At 50.0% G+C, this 17,589-nt stretch carries 21 protein-coding genes; all 21 read left to right on the top strand.

The annotated features are described in order from the left end of the window. Positions 1 to 178: 178 nt before the first annotated feature. Positions 179 to 625 (top strand): hypothetical protein, encoded by a 447-nt coding sequence (locus AS034_RS17825; RefSeq protein WP_058299612.1) that lies wholly within the window; start codon positions 179 to 181, stop codon positions 623 to 625. 503 nt (positions 626 to 1,128) lie between these two features. Then, positions 1,129 to 1,449 (top strand): magnetosome magnetite crystal formation protein family, encoded by a 321-nt coding sequence (locus AS034_RS17830; RefSeq protein ID WP_321174903.1) that lies wholly within the window; start codon positions 1,129 to 1,131, stop codon positions 1,447 to 1,449. Between the two features lie 182 nt (positions 1,450 to 1,631). Further along, positions 1,632 to 2,747 carry a DUF4097 family beta strand repeat-containing protein gene (locus AS034_RS17835; protein WP_058299614.1) on the top strand — a complete coding sequence of 372 codons (1,116 nt, stop codon included), beginning with the start codon at positions 1,632 to 1,634 and terminating at the stop codon, positions 2,745 to 2,747. 168 nt (positions 2,748 to 2,915) lie between these two features. Continuing rightward, positions 2,916 to 3,122 carry a PspC domain-containing protein gene (locus AS034_RS17840; RefSeq protein WP_032086655.1) on the top strand — a complete coding sequence of 69 codons (207 nt, stop codon included), beginning with the start codon at positions 2,916 to 2,918 and terminating at the stop codon, positions 3,120 to 3,122. Beyond that, on the top strand, positions 3,119 to 3,469 hold the full coding sequence (locus tag AS034_RS17845; RefSeq protein ID WP_032086654.1) for a phage holin family protein: 351 nt from the start codon (positions 3,119 to 3,121) through the stop codon (positions 3,467 to 3,469). The genes AS034_RS17840 and AS034_RS17845 overlap by 4 nt, the downstream gene beginning before the upstream one ends. A 103-nt stretch (positions 3,470 to 3,572) precedes the next feature. Further along, on the top strand, positions 3,573 to 4,223 hold the full coding sequence (locus AS034_RS17850; protein WP_058299615.1) for a hypothetical protein: 651 nt from the start codon (positions 3,573 to 3,575) through the stop codon (positions 4,221 to 4,223). Positions 4,224 to 4,602: 379 nt separating this feature from the next. Further along, positions 4,603 to 5,538, top strand: a complete 936-nt coding sequence (gene hprK, locus AS034_RS17855) for an HPr(Ser) kinase/phosphatase (protein WP_032086651.1) — start codon at positions 4,603 to 4,605, stop codon at positions 5,536 to 5,538. A 187-nt stretch (positions 5,539 to 5,725) separates the two neighbouring features. Further along, entirely contained in the window at positions 5,726 to 6,562 is an 837-nt protein-coding gene (gene lgt / locus AS034_RS17860) for a prolipoprotein diacylglyceryl transferase (protein ID WP_058299616.1), read from the top strand. A gap of 43 nt (positions 6,563 to 6,605) precedes the next feature. Beyond that, positions 6,606 to 7,571 (top strand): nucleoside recognition domain-containing protein, encoded by a 966-nt coding sequence (locus AS034_RS17865; RefSeq protein ID WP_058299617.1) that lies wholly within the window; start codon positions 6,606 to 6,608, stop codon positions 7,569 to 7,571. Continuing rightward, positions 7,543 to 8,193: a pyrophosphatase PpaX gene (gene ppaX, locus AS034_RS17870; protein WP_032086648.1), complete on the top strand. Its 651-nt coding sequence runs from the start codon at positions 7,543 to 7,545 to the stop codon at positions 8,191 to 8,193. Before AS034_RS17865 ends, ppaX begins: the two co-directional genes overlap by 29 nt. Next, complete coding sequence (locus tag AS034_RS17875; RefSeq protein ID WP_058299618.1) at positions 8,190 to 8,729, top strand: acyltransferase; 540 nt, start codon at positions 8,190 to 8,192, stop codon at positions 8,727 to 8,729. The genes ppaX and AS034_RS17875 overlap by 4 nt, the downstream gene beginning before the upstream one ends. Positions 8,730 to 8,827: 98 nt before the next feature. Continuing rightward, positions 8,828 to 9,007 carry a hypothetical protein gene (locus AS034_RS23215; RefSeq protein WP_074440071.1) on the top strand — a complete coding sequence of 60 codons (180 nt, stop codon included), beginning with the start codon at positions 8,828 to 8,830 and terminating at the stop codon, positions 9,005 to 9,007. A gap of 33 nt (positions 9,008 to 9,040) precedes the next feature. Next, positions 9,041 to 10,222, top strand: coding sequence for a MalY/PatB family protein (locus AS034_RS17880; protein ID WP_058299619.1), 1,182 nt, complete (start codon positions 9,041 to 9,043; stop codon positions 10,220 to 10,222). 421 nt (positions 10,223 to 10,643) lie between these two features. Beyond that, positions 10,644 to 11,837: an ATP phosphoribosyltransferase regulatory subunit gene (locus AS034_RS17885; protein WP_058299620.1), complete on the top strand. Its 1,194-nt coding sequence runs from the start codon at positions 10,644 to 10,646 to the stop codon at positions 11,835 to 11,837. Beyond that, positions 11,834 to 12,460, top strand: a complete 627-nt coding sequence (gene hisG / locus AS034_RS17890) for an ATP phosphoribosyltransferase (RefSeq protein ID WP_032086644.1) — start codon at positions 11,834 to 11,836, stop codon at positions 12,458 to 12,460. The genes AS034_RS17885 and hisG overlap by 4 nt, the downstream gene beginning before the upstream one ends. Positions 12,461 to 12,497: 37 nt before the next feature. Beyond that, the gene (gene hisD / locus AS034_RS17895) at positions 12,498 to 13,772 is read left to right on the top strand and encodes a histidinol dehydrogenase (protein ID WP_058299621.1); all 1,275 of its coding nucleotides are present in this window, start codon (positions 12,498 to 12,500) and stop codon (positions 13,770 to 13,772) included. Positions 13,773 to 13,826: 54 nt separating this feature from the next. Next, on the top strand, positions 13,827 to 14,414 hold the full coding sequence (gene hisB / locus AS034_RS17900; protein WP_058299622.1) for an imidazoleglycerol-phosphate dehydratase HisB: 588 nt from the start codon (positions 13,827 to 13,829) through the stop codon (positions 14,412 to 14,414). 3 nt (positions 14,415 to 14,417) lie between these two features. Then, a complete protein-coding gene (hisH, locus tag AS034_RS17905) occupies positions 14,418 to 15,056 on the top strand; it encodes an imidazole glycerol phosphate synthase subunit HisH (protein WP_058299623.1) in 639 nt (212 codons plus the stop codon). After that, the gene (gene hisA, locus AS034_RS17910; protein WP_058299624.1) at positions 15,053 to 15,793 is read left to right on the top strand and encodes a 1-(5-phosphoribosyl)-5-[(5-phosphoribosylamino)methylideneamino]imidazole-4-carboxamide isomerase; all 741 of its coding nucleotides are present in this window, start codon (positions 15,053 to 15,055) and stop codon (positions 15,791 to 15,793) included. Before hisH ends, hisA begins: the two co-directional genes overlap by 4 nt. Continuing rightward, positions 15,787 to 16,545: an imidazole glycerol phosphate synthase subunit HisF gene (gene hisF / locus AS034_RS17915; protein ID WP_058299625.1), complete on the top strand. Its 759-nt coding sequence runs from the start codon at positions 15,787 to 15,789 to the stop codon at positions 16,543 to 16,545. Before hisA ends, hisF begins: the two co-directional genes overlap by 7 nt. Continuing rightward, on the top strand, positions 16,542 to 17,195 hold the full coding sequence (gene hisIE, locus AS034_RS17920; protein WP_058299626.1) for a bifunctional phosphoribosyl-AMP cyclohydrolase/phosphoribosyl-ATP diphosphatase HisIE: 654 nt from the start codon (positions 16,542 to 16,544) through the stop codon (positions 17,193 to 17,195). The genes hisF and hisIE overlap by 4 nt, the downstream gene beginning before the upstream one ends. The last annotated feature ends 394 nt before the right edge of the window (positions 17,196 to 17,589 follow it).

Consider the following 17,589-nt stretch of genomic DNA (forward strand, 5'->3'; position numbering starts at 1 on the left):
GAAGCCTGCAGCCCGGACCCTTATGGGGGGTTAGGGCTGCGGCTTTTTTTAGTTGGAATTTAGCTGATAAAGGTTAAAGCCTCGGTAACTTGACATATTCCAATGTTTAGCAAAACCACTCATAGGATAATGAATAAATGAGAGAAAGTATCGTAGCAACCAAAGAAAGGAGAATAGCATGAAAAAACTAATGATAGCAGGAAACCTTATTTTCGCACTCTCGATACTGGGGGCATGCGGTTCAGAAGATGCCGAACCTGAAGAAAATTCCTCAAGCGATACGGCAGAAATGAATGACCAGCAGGAATCCCAGGATATGGACGAGCCGGCAGCCGATCTGCTCGGCAGTGAGAAGCTGCAGGAACGGATCCAGAAGGGGATGGACCTTGATGCCTATTCTGCTGAATTGACAGCGATGGAAGAGAAAGGCGAAACCACCGTCCTCAAAAAATACAACTTGTCCGGGAATGAAGAAATCAAAGCACAAGTTCTCCAATCCTCAGACGGATTTGTCGCAGTCGAAACCGACGGACTTGAAGTATCGGATGTTTCAAACTTCAAATCAATGAAAGAAGTCGAGGATCATTTGAAAGAAAAGGACATGGAAGAAGACAAGAGCGAATAAATGTTTCTCACCACAAAAGAGAGCAATAGATATCTTTCTTAAGCAAAAACCGAACTAATTTGGAATCAGGGAGTCAAATTAGTTCGGTTTTTTTAGTGTATCTATTTTAACTTGTTCAAGCGATTGATTGGAGTACAGGACGCAGACTCCTCCTTTCCTTACTGATGATAATTGTCCAGTTGCAGGGCTTAGAGGCACATGTCATAAGCCAAACCGGTCAAGAAGGCAAAGTACGCCTTCGTGACCGATTCGTCTTATGCCACCTGCCTCTCTTCAAAGCCCTTCCGCTTTTCTGATGGAAAGCGGAGTCTTCCACGGAAGTCAATAGCGGAATTCAAAGTTGCATATATAAAATCCCTCAAAAATACCTCCAGATACCCACCTAATCTCAGACCTAAGATGGAGCCGTAAAAAGAATGTCCCATGAGAAAATGATCATAAGAGGAATTCCATAAGAATGAAACCTTTTTGAAAACGTATCGTAGATAATAGTAAAGGAGATGATGAAAGTGGAGACCAACAAGATTTTATCAGCGCTTTGCTATTTCAGTATATTTTTTGCAGGATTTATATTTCCGATCATCGTCTATTTCGTAACAGACAACCCGCATGTGAAAAAAGATGCCAAGTCGGCCTTGATTTCTCATATCATACCGATCATCGCGATACCCCTGTTATTTGCAGGATTGTTTTTAGACATAGGCATTTTTGCCACAGGCTCCGGAATTCCGGTCTTTTTCTTATTGATGATCGGCCTGTTCATCATAGTCAATATCGTCATCGTCATTTGGAATGTGTACAAAGGAATCAAAGTACTTCTGTAAGGCTCTTTTCGCAAACGTTGTTGCTTTAGAAAGTACCTGAATAAAAACTGCACTTCATTTTGCATCGGGTTCGAAAAGAGCACGTGTACTCACTTCGTTAGAACGTTGCATGCTGTCCGAAAACAATATTTTGTCAGTAATCAGCCTTTTGTAATAACTCAATGATAAGGGGATGAAGAAACATGAATGAAGAACGCAAACGGATTCTCGATATGGTGGAAAAAGGGACACTCACGGCACAGGAAGCATTGACCCTGTTAGAAGCGCTCGACAAAAAGACAGAACCGGCAAAGGAAAAAGAAAAGGACTTCCTGGATGAGTTCGTATCTATCTTTGATGATAAAAAGAGTGACGGCAGCGGCTACAAAACGGATAAAACAAAGGACAAAATCCTCGATTTCATGAACACCGCCTTCTCTAAAATCAAAAACTTCGACTTCGATTTCCAGTGGAATCAGTCGGTCGAAGTGTCCCACGTCTTCCAGCAGCCGGACATATCATTCAAGAAAGTCGATGTGGATGTCGCGAACGGAAAAGTGGAACTAATCCCATGGGACGGGGAAGAAGTGCGGGTCGAGTGCCAGGCGAAGGTGTACCGCACCGAAGACCGCGAAGAAGCACGCAGGCAGTTCATGGAGAATACCTCGTTTGCCGTCGACAGGGATACGCTCTACTTTGCCACCCAGACGAAATGGATGAAAGTAGACTCGAAGCTTTATATACCGAAGCATCAGTATGAAAAAGTATCCGTGAGACTGTTCAACGGCGGACTGAAGGCTGAACATATAGAGGCAGAGGATTTCCGCGCCAAATCGGCAAATGGAAAAATCAATATTGACCATCTGACTAGTAAAAAAGCAGAAGTTGAAACGTCGAACGGGGCCATTACGATCCTCAACGCGAAAGCGGAAAAGGTCGAAGCGGAATCGATCAACGGCAAGGTTCAGGTCGAAGGGGATATCCACTATACTGATGCCCAGTCCCTGAACGGCAACATCATCTGCGCCATAACTGGTGCAAAAGCAGATACCGTCCACGCCAAAACCGTGACTGGAAATGTCGATCTTTACGTCCCGGGATCCATCAACATCGCAGGCGAAGCAAAATCCAATCTTGGGAGTTTCAAAATTGAACTCGAAGGAATCGATGTCGTCGAAGAGAAAAATGATGTTGTCCAGAAGCAAATCAAATTCAACCGCAAAACGGATTCGGAAGATAAGCTTCACCTCTTTGCAGAAACAAAGACAGGTTCTGTCCTAATTAAAAAGGCAGAAGACAGGAAAGCGGACAACATCTGATCAAGGACCCATCCACCTGTTTTAAGCTCCCGCTCGAAGGGAATAAAGGTAGTATTGAAATCAAACATCATCCATTGCGCAAAAACATCCCATTCTCCCCTCATAAAAAAGGACGCGGAGAAGAATGTTAAGAAGGACAACGCATAAGATGAGAAGGAAGTGTTCTGTATGAAAAAACAATTAGCACGCTCAAGGTCCAATCGCAAGTTCGCCGGCGTAATCGGCGGCTTATCCAGATTCACAGGAATCGATGCGACGATCCTTCGGGTGATTTTCATTATTTTATTGATTCCGACGGGTTTCTTCCCGCTGGTCGTCGTGTACGGTTTATTGGCCTTTGTGCTGCCGAATGAGGAGGAAGCCATCAGAGAATGAGATGGATAGTTGGTATTTTGATCAACGCAGTTATTTTTATCGCATTGGCAGGATTTTTTGACGGGTTCAATGTATCAGGTTTCGGGTCGGCGGTGATCGCAAGCATCGTCTTATCGATTCTGAACGTTTTGATCCGCCCGCTCCTGATCCTCCTGACACTGCCGGTGACCATCCTGACGCTCGGGTTGTTCCTGTTCGTCATCAACGCGGTCACCCTGCTGCTGACAGACGGGATCATGGGGGATGCATTCGAGTTATCAGGATTCGGAATGGCCTTCCTTGCATCGATCATCCTTTCCCTTGCCAATTTAGTCATTCAAAAAGCTGTGTTTGAACCTAAAAAGTAGAAAAGGACTCCGGCCGGTCACGGCTGGGGTTTTTTCTTATGGGAGAAAAGAGGATTTTCCCTTCGATTACTAGAAATAGTTGGAAAGAAGAGGGGGAATCTGCATGAACGTAACATCATCAAGTATAAAAGGGATGAAAGTCGAAGTCCCATATCGATTATTAAGCAATTCGGTCAACCCAAAAGGCCTTGCCATTTTCTTTCCGGGAATGGGATACACCGTCATGGGCCCGCTCCTCCACTACCCGACAGGAATGTTCCTGAATGAAGAATGGGACGTGCTTCAAATAAATTATGAATACAAGTCGGAGGAAGTGAAGGATTTGACTGACGAGGAATTTGATAAGATGGTGGTAAATGATTGTAATAAAGTCATCGATACCGTGGTAGAGACCAGCGGCTACGGTTCCTATTTCCTGGTGGCAAAATCAATCGGAACCATCCCCATGAGCGCCGAACTCCAGCGCCCTGCCTTCAAAGACGCCCGGGCCATCTGGCTCACACCGCTCCTGAACGAACAAACCGTCCATGGCTCCATGATGAACAGCCGCCAAAAAGCCATCTGCTTCATCGGAGACCAAGACCACCACTACAACCAGCAACGCTTCAACGAACTAACCAAAAACCCAAACCTCAAGCTCCACCTAATCCCAGGAGCCAACCACAGCCTCGAACAAAACTTCAGAGTGCTGGAATCCATCAACACCCACAAAGAAATAATGGAAACAATACAAACTTTCATAAAAGAAGCATAGCCCACGGCTGTGTTTTTTCTTTTCTCTTTCCACCCCCTCCAGCTGCGCGTCATTGTTATGGAGAATGGCCATATCCTCAATAAAAGGCACAATCCAGCTTTTGATTGGAGTGGGAGACGAAGACTCCTGCGGGAAAAGCGAAGCAGTGGAGACCCCGCAGACGCAACGCGTCGAGGAGGCTCCACGCTCGCCCGCGGAAAGCGAAGTCTCCCACGGAAATCAAAAGCGGTATTTAAAGGCAATGCCATGTTAATGCGGCGCCTCTCCCATAACAACCGACGCGCTTGCGCTTTTCCTCATAATTGCTAAAATAGGAAAGAGCACAATAAAGATTCGAAGAACGAACAATTGACATAGAGAATCAAAGGAGGAGCTTGCTTTGGCAAAAGTTCGAACAAAAGATATAGTAGAAAAATTCAACCTGGAACTCGTAGGCGGAGAAGACGGATTACATAGACCGATCACCACAAGCGATATCTCGCGCCCCGGGCTCGAAATGGCCGGCTACTTCAACTACTACCCCGCAGAGCGGATCCAGCTGCTCGGAAAAACCGAGCTTTCATTCCTCGAACTGCTCGACGAAACAGAGCGCAAGCGGCGCATGGAGGCACTGTGCACGGATATCACGCCAGGCATCATCATCTCCCGCGATCTTGAAATCCCGGATGAACTGGTGGAAGCGGCAAATCGCACGGCCGTCCCGGTGATGCGATCGGATATGAAGACGACCCGTTTTTCCTCCAGATTGACCAACTACCTGGAAAGCAAGCTCGCTCCAACGACCGCTGTGCACGGCGTCCTTGTGGACATTTACGGAGTAGGTGTGCTGATTACTGGTAAGAGCGGCGTCGGTAAAAGTGAAACCGCCCTCGAACTTGTTAAACGCGGACACCGCCTTGTCGCAGACGACTGCGTCGAGATCCGACAGGAAGACACCGACACCCTGATCGGAACTTCCCCGGACTTGATTGAGCACCTTCTAGAAATCCGCGGTCTCGGGATCATCAACGTCATGACCCTCTTCGGTGCAGGTGCCGTGCGCAATTACAAGCGCATCACCCTCTGTATCAACCTTGAGCTGTGGGACCAGAAGAAACAGTATGACCGCCTCGGCCTCGAGGAAGAGAAGATGAAGATCATCGACACCGACATCACGAAATATACGGTCCCTGTCCGTCCCGGGCGGAACCTGGCAGTCATCATCGAAGTCGCTGCGATGAACTTCCGCCTGAAGCGGATGGGCGTGAACGCAGCCGAACAATTCACGAACCGCCTCTCCGAAGTCATTGAAGATGGGGAAAACGAAGACATTTAATTTTAACAGAAGGCTGTTTTTTAAAAGATTGCTGCAATTCGAACAACATATAGAAATTTAATGAAGTAAGTACACGTGCTCTTTTCGAAAATGCTTGGTTTAAATCACGAAAATACCCAAGTACCGGAATTTTTTCATATCTAAAGCAGAAAAGACTGCGAAAGAGCCTAATTAAAGGAGCGAAATCATGGACCAAACGATCACACCCATCGATCCGATTGCCTTCCAGCTCGGACCCTTGCAGGTACACTGGTACGGCGTCATCATCGGACTTGGAATAGCTTTAGGACTATATCTTGCAATTTCTGAAAGCAAGCGGCTCGGGCTTCACCCCGATACGTTCGTCGACCTGCTTGTCTGGGCGATCCCGATTGCCATCCTGTCGGCAAGGGCCTACTATGTTGCTTTTGAATGGGACTATTATTCCCAGAATCCCGGCGATATCATTAAAGTCTGGAACGGCGGCATCGCGATTCATGGAGCGCTCATCGGTTCCGTAATCACAGCCCTCGTTTTTGCAAAAATAAAAGGCATCTCTTTCTGGAAACTAACTGATATCGCAGCACCGAGCATCATCCTCGGGCAGGCGATCGGACGCTGGGGCAACTTCATGAATCAGGAAGCCCACGGCGGCGAAGTCACCCGTTCATTCCTTGAGAACCTGCATCTGCCCCAGTTCATCATCGATCAGATGTACATAAACGGGACCTATTATCATCCGACGTTCCTCTATGAATCACTCTGGAACATCGCAGGCTTCATCCTTCTCCTGATTTTAAGGAGAAAAGCGAACCTCCGCCGCGGGGAATTGTTCCTGTCCTATGTCATCTGGTACTCGATCGGCCGTTTCTTCGTGGAAGGAATGAGGACGGACAGCCTCATGCTGACGGAATTCCTGCGGATCGCGCAGGTCATCTCGCTTGTCCTGATCGTCGTTGCTGCCGCCCTGATCATCTTTAGAAGAAAATCAGGTCTCGCGTGCCATGCCTATAATGATAAAAGCAATGAAGAAGTAAATATGTAATTAAAAATAGTAAAAAGACAAATAGTTAAGGGGAGAAGAGAGAATGTGGATGTCATCGATTAAGCAGGGCGGTCAGACTGGATTAAAGACAACATGGTCCCTGGGAAAAGTCATTTTCCCCATCACGCTGATTGTATTTGTGCTGCAGTATACGCCCGTGCTGCCATGGGTGATGGAAAAAATCTCGCCGTTCATGAAGCTGCTTGGACTGTCGGGTGACGCAGCCATTCCTCTTGTTCTCGGGAACTTCCTGAACCTGTACGCTGGAATCGCAGGGATCCTGTCCCTGGACCTGACCGTCAAGGAAGTTTTCATTGTGGCCGTCATGCTGTCATTTTCACATAACCTGCTGATCGAGTCGACGGTTGCCGCCAAAGTCGGCGTCAAGATCTGGCTGATCGTCGCGGTCCGGATCGGACTCGCGCTCATCTCGGCGGTCGTCATCAACCTGTTTTGGAAAGGCGGATCTGAAATGGCCCAATACGGCATGATGCCGCCGCAGCAGGCAGAGCCAAACGACTGGGGAGAAATCCTTCTCCTCGGACTTGAAAAAGCAGGGTATGGCGTGCTTCAGCTCGCACTGATCGTCATTCCGCTGATGATCATCATCCAGATCATGAAAGACCTCGGATGGATGGAAGTCTTTTCACGCTGGCTTGCACCTGCAACCCGCGCACTCGGCATGAACGCAAATACATCGACTACGATGGTCGCGGGGCTCGTTATCGGGCTCGCTTACGGCGCAGGCGTCATGATCCAGGCGGTGAAAGAAGACGGCGTGAGCAAGAAGGACGTCACGATCGCCTTCATCTTCCTCGTCTCCTGTCACGCAGTCGTCGAGGATACGCTGATCTTCATCCCGCTCGGCATACCGGTCCTTCCGCTTCTGATCATCCGTCTTGTGACGGCTATCGTCCTGACCATGATCGTCGCGTACTTCTGGAACCGTGCCGATGCAAAAAAAGAAAGGAAGAATCACTATGAGCAGAATTACAACAGTATTATTTGACCTGGACGGAACACTGATCAACACAAATGATCTGATTATTTCTTCCTTCCTCCACACCTTGAACCATTATTATCCGGGACAGTACGCCGAACCGGACGTACTCCCGTTCATGGGCCCGCCGCTCGAGGAATCCTTCGGCGGCCTGGATCCCGAAAAAACAGAAGAAATGTGCGCACATTACCGCGCGTACAATCACGAACACCATGACGAGCTTGTAACTGAGTTCGAAGGTGTATACGAAACGGTCGAAGCCCTGCACAAGCAAGGATACAAACTTGCCATCGTCTCGACAAAAGTGCGCGACGTCGTCCTGAAAGGTCTCGACCTGATGAATCTGCGTCAATTTTTCGACGTGGTGATCACCCTGGATGAAGTGGAAAACGCCAAGCCTCATCCGGAACCGATCCAGAAAGCCCTCCTCGAACTGGGCTCATCCCCTGAGGAAGCAGTCATGGTCGGCGATAACCACCATGACATCCTGGCCGGTAAAAATGCAGGCTGTCTATCCGCAGGAGTCGCATGGAGCGCGAAAGGCCGAGATCATCTCATGCAATATGAACCGGATTTTATGCTCGATACGATGACTGACCTGTTGAAGGTGGTCGGGGTACCGACAGCATGAGACGGACGACCCGCTATCCGGTGACGGGAGCCAATTCCCTGTGGCATGTCTACAAAACCGTGCCGTTCTTTAAAGTCGTCAAGAACTTCATCGTCATCCAGGCGGCGCGCTACACCCCGTTTCTCGGGTTGAAAAACTGGCTATACAAGACGTTCCTGAAAATGAATATAGGCGACCAGACATCATTCGCCCTCATGGTCATGCTGGACGTCATGTTCCCGGAAAAAATCTCAGTCGGCAGGAACACGGTCATCGGTTACAACACCACGATCCTAGCCCACGAGTACCTGATCAAAGAATACCGACTCGGCGAAGTGCAAATCGGCTCCGAAGTCATGATCGGGGCGAACACCACCATCCTGCCAGGCATAAAAATCGGCGACGGCGCCATCGTCTCCGCCGGCACCCTCGTCCACAAAGACGTCCCGCCAGGTGCCTTCGTCGGCGGCAACCCCATGCGAGTCATCTACACCAAAGATCAGCTCGCCGAACGCTGGCAGGATGATGAAATCTATGGTGTGAAAACGGAAGAATAGATTTAAGGCAAAGACAAATCACCGGATTCTGTCTTTGCCTTTTTATTTTGCATAAGAAAATAAAACAGATCTTCTGCGAAATTAGCTGGATCCAGCGGTTGATTGGAGTGCAAGACGAAGACTCCTGCGGGAAGAGTAGCCTATGTGAGACCCCGCAGGCTTGCCGAGGAGGCTCACGGGCTACCCGCGGAAAGCGAAGTCATGCACGGAAATCAATAGCGTTGTTTAACAGTCCTGAACATAAATTAGCTATTCCCCCTCCCATCAATCTGTTATAAAGTAAGAACAGAGACTAACTGGGGGGCATGGACATGAATTGGAATGATTGCATCGAAAGAACAAACACGCACTCGGTCAAATGGTCGTTTCCTGAAGAAGAAGACGTCATCCCGATGTGCATCGCCGACATGGACTTTCAGGTGGCACCGGCCATCGCGGACGCACTTAACCAGAAAGCCAGGCATGGAATATACGGTTACACGACTTTCAGCGACCGGTATTTTAAATCGATCATCTCATGGTGGAAAAAACGGTTCGACATGCCGATCGATAAAGATTGGATCTGCTTCAGCCCTGGGATCATTCCCGGTATCAACGTACTCTTGTCTGTGCTGACGGAACCTGGGGACGGGGTGATCATCCAGGATCCAGTCTACTATCCTTTCTACAGCACGATTGAAAACCACGGCTGCAGCGTCGTGAAAAACACTTTGATTTACATGGAAGGAAAGTATTCGATCGACTTTGATGATTTGGAAGAAAAGGCAAGCGAGCCCCGTACCAAACTTCTGATCCTCTGCAGCCCGCACAACCCGGTGGGGAGAGTGTGGACCCCAGAGGAATTAAACAGAATCGGAGACATCGCCAAGCGCCACAATCTATGGATCATTTCGGATGAAATGCATGGGGACCTTGTCTATAGCGGCCACGAACACAAACCACTTTTTAAAGCAGACGAAAGCATCATAGAGAACAGCATTCTATGTGCTGCGCCAAGTAAAACATTCAATATAGCGGGCCTCCAGACATCGATCCTCCTGATCCCGAACGAAGAGCTCAGGGAAAAGTACAATGAAAAACTCACAGGGTTCGGCCTGATGAGACCGAATGTATTCGGGATCGAAGGGACGATCGCAGCTTATGAAGAAGGCGAGCCTTGGCTGAATGAACTTCTCATGGTACTCGAAGACAACAAGCAGTACGTCTTCAATTATCTGGAGCAGCATCTGCCTGAAATGAAGGCAATCACACCCCAGGCTACCCACCTGATCTGGATCGACTGCAGCGGGCTGGGTATCGAGGGTGAAGAGCTCTGTACATTTTTCCTCGAAAAAGCCAAGGTGAAATTCGACGAGGGCTTCAAATTCGGTGAATGCAGCGGCTCCTTCGTCCGCATGAATATCGCCTGCCCGAAAGAACGGATCGACATGGCACTGAGAAGGATGAACCATGCCGTCCTTGAGCACCGTAAGAACAGGCAGGCTTTGAAATAACAAGGATTGAAAATGAAAGAATAAGGGAAAAGGCAAAAATGGATTAGTGACAATCCATTTTTGTCTTTTTTTAGATCCGGAGGGGGGTTTTTAACGAAAACCCTATGTTGATTGCTCCACCGGCTCTTAATTCGAAGCGCTCCCGCATGAGATTGGGCCGAAACCAACATAATTCTGCCGAGTTCCCAGTAATTATGCCACTTGTTGAATTTTCTCGGTCACCCATCATCACGAACTCAATCCACATCGACAAAATCCTCTTTTAACTGTTGACGAATAAAACAAGAAAGGCTAAACTAACTAATAACTTTATTTTATTAGCACATTAGCGAACTAAAGGATTTCCGAATAATCAACTATTAGTAATCCCCATTGCATAGGGGAAAATAAATCAATATTCAATTTGCCGAAGGTGGTTCTTATGACGAAGCTATTCATGTTTGAAAAGCCGTTGGGAATGAGGGACACATTCCCTGACTTATATGAAATAAAAGACCGCACGAAAAAGAGAATGGAAGGTGCGATGAAGCGATGGGGCTACAAATTCATCGAGACGCCGTCGCTTGAATACTACGAAACGGTGGGGGAGGCGTCTGCAATCCTCGATCAGCAGCTGTTCAAACTGCTTGATCAACAGGGTCACACGCTTGTCCTCAGACCTGATATGACGGCTCCGATTGCCAGAATCGCAGCATCGAAACTCCTCAAGGACCAGGCGCCGCTGAGGCTCGCCTATTCGAACAGCGTCTTCCGCGCACAGCAGCGCGAAGGCGGACGGCCGGCGGAATTCGAACAAGTCGGCATCGAATGCATCGGGGATGACTCCGTCAGCGCGGACGCCGAAGTCATTGCCCTGATGGTGTCCGTCTTGAAGGAAGCAGGGCTCGACAATTTCAAGATTTCGATCGGCCATATCGGCTTTGTACAGGAACTCTTCAAACAGATCGTCGGGACAGAGGAAAGGGCCGAGACGCTGAGAAGATTCCTTTATGAAAAAAATTATGTGGGATACCGCAAGCATGTCAATGAGCTGACGTTATCCTCCATCGACAAGCAGCGGTTGTTCAGCTTCCTGAAACTGAGGGGATCGGACAATGTATTCGCCGAGGCCCATTCCCTTTTGGAAGGTGAAAAAGGACTTCAGGCCCTCGAACAGTTGAAGGAGTTATGGAGCATTTTAAAAGACTACGGCGTGGAACAGTACATCAAATTCGACCTCAGCCTCGTCAGCCATATGAGCTACTACTCCGGCATCCTGTTCGAAGTGTACGGAGAGCATGTCGGATTTGCGATCGGCAACGGGGGCAGATACGACAAGCTTCTTGAAAAATTCGGCAAGACATCCGGTGCGACCGGATTCGGCCTGCGACTCGACTATGTACTGGAAGCGATGAAGGTCGAATTGACGTCCTCCGAGCAGGAGTGCGTTCTGTTCAGCGACGAACGCAGGAAAGAAGCGATCATGCTCGCATCAGAGCTGAGGGGTGAAGGTAAGGAAGTAGTCCTGCAGAACTGGAAAGGCGTCGGGGACGTCGATGAATTTACGAAAGGCTTCAGCAATGTCCATTTTGTGGTGGGCCGTGACTCGAACGGAAATGGCGGTGAGAAACGATGAGCAGTTTGACGATTGCCATGCCTAAAGGCAGGATTTTTGAAGAAGCAGTCGAACTTTTACGAAAAGCGGACTACGACCTGCCGCCGGAATTCGATGACTCCAGAAAACTGATCATCGAAGTGCCGCAGGAAGATCTTCGTTTCATCCTCGCAAAGCCGATGGATGTCCCGACATACGTCGAGCACGGTGTCGCAGATCTCGGCATCGCAGGGAAAGACGTCATGCTTGAAGAAGAGCGGGACGTGTACGAACTGCTTGATCTTAAAATCAGCGGCTGCTACCTCGCCGTTGCCGGGCTCCCCGGTACGAAGATGAGCGATGTGGCGCCAAAGATCGCGACCAAGTATCCGAACGTTGCCTCTTCCTACTTCCGGGAGCAGGGTGAGCAGGTGGAAATCATCAAACTCAACGGGTCGATTGAACTGGCCCCGCTCATCGGACTCGCCGACCGGATCGTCGATATCGTGTCGACCGGCAGGACGCTGAAGGAAAACGGGCTCGTTGAATACGAAACGATCGTTGATATCACATCTCGCCTGATCGTGAACCCGGTCAGCTACCGTATGAAGGATGAGAAAATAGAAGATTTGGTGGCAAGGCTGACACGCATCATCGAAGGTTGATGGAGAACTTTTTTATTCAAAAAGGCTGGTGGAATACATGAAGATTATCAAAGAGGTCGAAGAAGCGTCGATTAAGCGCTCGGTCGACAGCGGAACCGAAGAACAGCGAAAAGCAGTGAAAAAAATCATCGCCTCCGTCCGTGAGAAAGGGGACGATTCCCTTAAAGAATACACGGAAAAATTTGACGGAGTTACAATAGAAGAACTTAAAGTATCAGAAGTGGAAATCGCAGATGCGTTTGCCGAAATGGACACCGGGATGATCAAGGTGATCCAGGAAGCGGCGGACAATATCCGCGACTTCCACGAAAAGCAGAAGCAGTCCTCCTGGTTCACCACCAGGCCGGACGGTACGATGCTCGGCCAGAAGCTGACGCCGCTTGATTCAGTCGGGGTCTATGTGCCCGGCGGGACGGCCGCTTATCCGTCATCGGTGCTCATGAACGTGCTGCCGGCAAAAGTCGCCGGGGTCGGGCGGATCACGATGGTCTCGCCACCGGGAAAAGACGGCAAATTGTCAGCAGGCGTCCTCGTCGCGGCAAAAATCGCCGGAGTCGAAGAGATTTACAAAGTCGGCGGGGCGCAAGCGGTAGCTGCTCTCGCATACGGGACGGAATCGATTTCTCCGGTTGATAAAATAACAGGTCCCGGTAACATCTTCGTCGCGCTTGCCAAACGGGAAGTGTTCGGCGACGTCGATATCGATATGATCGCAGGACCGAGCGAAATCGTCGTGCTCGCGGACGGCAGTCAGCATGCGGATGAAATCGCGGCGGATCTGTTGTCGCAGGCGGAGCATGATGCACTCGCATCGGCGGTCCTCGTGACGACAAGTGAAGAACTGGCTGAAGAGGTATCGAGGGAAGTCGAGCGTCAATTATCGACGCTGCCGAGGGAAGAAATCGCCCGCCGATCAATCAACGACTACGGTGCCATCTATGTCACTGAGGATTTGGAGAAGGCCGTGGATCTCGTCAACAATCTGGCACCGGAGCATCTTGAGATCCTGACAGCGGATCCATTCGAAACAATGGCGGGCATCCGCCACGCAGGTGCGATATTCCTGGGCCGCTACAGCTCGGAGCCGGTCGGAGATTATTTTGCAGGGCCGAATCACGTCCTGCCGACGAACGGGACGGCACGATTCTCAAGTCCCCTGAACGTGGATGAATTCATGAAAAAATCAAGCATCATCTCCTACAGCGAAAAAGCGCTGAGGGAGAATGGAGATAAAATAGCGGCATTTGCAAGGCTCGAAGGACTCGAAGCCCACGCACGTGCAGTCGAGATACGATTCAATAAGAGGGGCTGATGCTTTAGCACGCTAAACGCCCGTCCCTCTGTACATTAAAGGAGTGAAGCAGCGATGGAAAGAAGAGCGGAGATTGTGAGGAAGACGAATGAAACGGATATTCGTTTGAGTTTCGGGATTGACGGGGAAGGAAATTCGGAGATTGAGACGGGTGTTCCGTTCATGAGTCATATGCTCGACCTGTTCACAAAGCATGGACAGTTCGACTGTAAAATCGAGGCGAAAGGCGACACGGAGGTGGATGACCACCATACGACCGAGGATATCGGGATCTGCCTTGGACAGGCACTCGTGAAGGCACTTGGCGACAAAAAAGGCATCAAGCGATACGGTTCTGCGATGGTGCCGATGGATGAGGCGCTCGCAACCGTCGTCGTCGACCTCAGCAACCGTCCGCATCTTGAATTCAGGGCAGAGGTTCCGAGCCAGAAGGTCGGGACATTCGATACGGAAAACGTCCACGAATTCCTCTGGAAGCTGGCGCTTGAAGCAAGGATGAACCTGCACGTCATCGTTCACTACGGACACAACACGCACCACATCATCGAGGCAATCTTCAAGGCACTCGGCCGTGCACTCGATGAAGCGACCACCATCGACCCGCGGGTCAAAGGGATTCCTTCTACGAAGGGGATGTTGTAGATCATGATTGGCATCGCAGATTACGGAATGGGAAATCTGTTTTCAGTCAGCAAAGCGCTCGAGCGGCTGAACGTCCCTTATTTTATCAGCGACGACCGCGAGAAGCTGCTGGCGGCGGACGGTCTGATCCTGCCGGGGGTCGGCGCATATAAGGATGCGATGAATCTCCTTGAGTCGACGCATCTGAAAGAAACGATCCTGACCTTTGCCGAAAGCGGAAAGCCATTGCTCGGCATCTGCCTCGGCATGCAGCTTCTTTTTGAAAAAAGTGAAGAGAACGGCAACACACCGGGGCTCGCACTGCTTCCGGGGGAAGTCGTCCATATCCCGAAAAAGGACTCGGAAGGGAACGAATACAAGGTTCCCCATATGGGCTGGAATCATCTATCGTTTAAAAAAGACTCTGCCCTTCTTCAAGGCTTGGAGGAGGGATACGTTTACTTTGTCCATTCCTATTATGTAGAGGGTTCCGAAGAGGTCCTGACAGCGACGGCGGACTATGCAGGGGTTGAAATCCCGGCGGTGGTCAGCAGGGAAAACATATACGGCATGCAGTTCCATCCTGAGAAAAGCGGGCAGCTTGGCATGCAGCTGCTGGAAAACTTCACACGGAAAGTGAAAGAATCGGAGGCAGTATCATGAGTTTTACAATCTATCCCGCAATCGATATGCGCGGCGGAAAATGTGTACGGTTGATCCAGGGCGATTACAATCAGGAGACGGTGTACGGTGATTCTCCTTTCGATATGGCAAAAAAATTCGCGGATGAAGGTGCGGAGTGGATCCACATGGTCGACCTCGACGGAGCCAAGGAAGGTTCCCGCATCAATGATGAATACGTCCTCGCTGTGGCCGAAAAGCTTGACGCGAAAGTTCAGATCGGCGGCGGGATCCGTTCCGCGAAAGACATCGAACACTATCTGGACCGCGGCGTGGACCGCGTGATCATCGGCAGCATCGCTGTGTCGAACACAGAGCTTGTGAAGGAATGGCTTGCTAAGTACGGCGGCGAAAAGATCGCAATCGGACTGGACGCAAAAGATGGCTATGTAGCGACGCACGGCTGGATCGAAACGTCTTCCCTGAAGGCGGTGGATCTAGGAAAAGAATTGGTCGAAGCCGGTGCGGAGACATTCATTTTCACCGACATTGCAACAGACGGCATGCTTTCCGGACCGAACATCGAAGCGGTAGCCGAGCTTGCGAGGGAAACAGGGAAATCAGTGATCGCATCCGGCGGCGTGAGTTCGTTGGAAGATCTCGCTGCCCTGAAAAAATACTGTGATCAGGGAGTGTCCGGTGCGATTTGCGGCAAGTCCCTTTATACCGGAAAGTTCACCGTTACCGAGGCGCTGGAAGAGGTGAAGGGATCATGCTGACAAAACGGATCATCCCCTGCCTCGATGTAAAAGACGGCCGCGTCGTAAAAGGTGTTCAATTTGTTGAACTTAGAGATGCCGGAGATCCCGTCGAACTGGCAAAAGTGTACGATGAACAAGGCGCGGACGAGCTTGTTTTTTTAGATATATCAGCCTCCCATGAGGGCCGGAAAACGATGGTCGAGGTCGTGCGCCATGTAGCGGCGGAACTCGCCATCCCGTTCACGGTCGGCGGCGGGATCAATGCCGTCGGAGATATGAAAGCCATCCTAAGAGCCGGGGCCGACAAGGTTTCCCTGAACACGGCAGCCGTCCTGCGTCCCGAACTTGTGCGCGAAGGCGCGCAGTATTTCGGCTCACAGTGCATCGTTGTTGCGATTGACGCGAAGTACGATGAAGAAAGCGGCGGCTGGAAGGTCTACACGCACGGCGGCCGGAAGCTCCGAGACCTCGATGCAGTCGAATGGGCCAAGCAGGTTGAAGAACTGGGAGCAGGCGAGATCCTGCTGACATCGATGGACAGCGACGGTGAGAAAAAAGGCTTCAATGTGGCGTTGACCCGCGCGGTAAGCGAAGCTGTCTCGATTCCGGTGATCGCATCGGGCGGAGCCGGCAACGCAGACCATTTTAAAGAAGTATTCACCGATGGAAAAGCAGATGCCGCCCTCGCAGCGTCGATTTTCCACTATAAAGAAACAAGTGTCGAAGAAGTGAAGAGCTATTTGAAAGAGCAGGAGGTGCATGTACGATGACGAACAACGATTGGATAAGTGACGTGAAATACGACGAAAAAGGACTCGTGCCGGCAATCGTACAGGATGCCGAAACGAAGGAAGTCCTAACCCTTGCCTACATGAACGAAACATCCCTGGCGCGTACCCTTGAAACGGGGGAAACCTGGTTCTACTCACGCTCCCGCCAGGAACTCTGGCATAAAGGCGGGACAAGCGGTAACACGCAGACGGTGAAAAGCATCGTGTGGGACTGCGACAAAGACGCGCTGCTTGTCCTTGTCGATAAAAAAGGACCGGCGTGCCATAAGGGGGAGGAGAGCTGTTTTCATGAGAAGGTGTTCGGCGAGGAGCCGGGTGCAAGTACGGATCATGCGTCCCCTTCAAAGGAAAACATCCTCCTGACCCTGGAGAAGCTGATCGCCGACCGCGAGAAACAGCGGCCGGAAGGCGCCTATACGACTTATCTGTTTGAAGAGGGAGTCGACAAAATCCTGAAGAAGGTCGGCGAAGAAGCGTCAGAAGTCATCATCGCCGCAAAAAACAGAGATGCCGAAGAACTGAAATGGGAAGTCGCCGACCTGTTCTACCACGTACTCGTACTGCTGCGCGAACAGGAACTGCCGCTTGAGGAAGTCCTCGGTGTATTGGTGGAGCGTCATAATAAGTGATGTTGATAGATGGAGGGACGGGCCTTTAGTTGGTTAAAGGCCCGTCCCTTTTTGTTTGTTTTTTTTAAAAAAGACAAGATTTCGATTTGGAAATCAGGCTGGGCTGGATCCTTCGTGATTAGTGGGATTGAGTTAAAGATTGCGGTAGGGCCCCTATTAAATAATTGCGCCGGAATCCAGATAATCGCGCAACTTTCCAAATTATTGCGCCTGTTTCATCATAATTGCGCCACTTTCACGATTATTGCGCCAACCCCACTGGCAGCAGGCATGATTCCCGTGTCAACTTACTATCTTATTTACTAATTCTGCCTTTCATCCAAACAATTCTACCCTTCCCTAAAACAATTACACCCTTCCGCTACCCGATTCTACCCTTCAACCAATTAATTCA

The sequence above is a fragment of the [Bacillus] enclensis genome (assembly GCF_001456935.1).
GTDB classification, from domain to species: Bacteria; Bacillota; Bacilli; order Bacillales; family Bacillaceae_B; genus Rossellomorea; species Rossellomorea enclensis.

Bases quoted from the DNA above. Each gene is read 5' to 3' on its own strand.
- AS034_RS17825 (WP_058299612.1), top strand. From the start codon at position 179: ATGAAAAAACTAATGATAGCAGGAAACCTTATTTTCGCACTCTCGATA.
- AS034_RS17830 (WP_321174903.1), top strand. From the start codon at position 1,129: ATGAAAGTGGAGACCAACAAGATTTTATCAGCGCTTTGCTATTTCAGT.
- AS034_RS17835 (WP_058299614.1), top strand. From the start codon at position 1,632: ATGAATGAAGAACGCAAACGGATTCTCGATATGGTGGAAAAAGGGACA.
- AS034_RS17840 (WP_032086655.1), top strand. From the start codon at position 2,916: ATGAAAAAACAATTAGCACGCTCAAGGTCCAATCGCAAGTTCGCCGGC.
- AS034_RS17845 (WP_032086654.1), top strand. From the start codon at position 3,119: ATGAGATGGATAGTTGGTATTTTGATCAACGCAGTTATTTTTATCGCA.
- AS034_RS17850 (WP_058299615.1), top strand. From the start codon at position 3,573: ATGAACGTAACATCATCAAGTATAAAAGGGATGAAAGTCGAAGTCCCA.
- lgt (WP_058299616.1), top strand. From the start codon at position 5,726: ATGGACCAAACGATCACACCCATCGATCCGATTGCCTTCCAGCTCGGA.
- AS034_RS17865 (WP_058299617.1), top strand. From the start codon at position 6,606: ATGTGGATGTCATCGATTAAGCAGGGCGGTCAGACTGGATTAAAGACA.
- ppaX (WP_032086648.1), top strand. From the start codon at position 7,543: ATGAGCAGAATTACAACAGTATTATTTGACCTGGACGGAACACTGATC.
- AS034_RS17875 (WP_058299618.1), top strand. From the start codon at position 8,190: ATGAGACGGACGACCCGCTATCCGGTGACGGGAGCCAATTCCCTGTGG.
- AS034_RS17880 (WP_058299619.1), top strand. From the start codon at position 9,041: ATGAATTGGAATGATTGCATCGAAAGAACAAACACGCACTCGGTCAAA.
- AS034_RS17885 (WP_058299620.1), top strand. From the start codon at position 10,644: ATGACGAAGCTATTCATGTTTGAAAAGCCGTTGGGAATGAGGGACACA.
- hisG (WP_032086644.1), top strand. From the start codon at position 11,834: ATGAGCAGTTTGACGATTGCCATGCCTAAAGGCAGGATTTTTGAAGAA.
- hisD (WP_058299621.1), top strand. From the start codon at position 12,498: ATGAAGATTATCAAAGAGGTCGAAGAAGCGTCGATTAAGCGCTCGGTC.
- hisB (WP_058299622.1), top strand. From the start codon at position 13,827: ATGGAAAGAAGAGCGGAGATTGTGAGGAAGACGAATGAAACGGATATT.
- hisH (WP_058299623.1), top strand. From the start codon at position 14,418: ATGATTGGCATCGCAGATTACGGAATGGGAAATCTGTTTTCAGTCAGC.
- hisA (WP_058299624.1), top strand. From the start codon at position 15,053: ATGAGTTTTACAATCTATCCCGCAATCGATATGCGCGGCGGAAAATGT.
- hisF (WP_058299625.1), top strand. From the start codon at position 15,787: ATGCTGACAAAACGGATCATCCCCTGCCTCGATGTAAAAGACGGCCGC.
- hisIE (WP_058299626.1), top strand. From the start codon at position 16,542: ATGACGAACAACGATTGGATAAGTGACGTGAAATACGACGAAAAAGGA.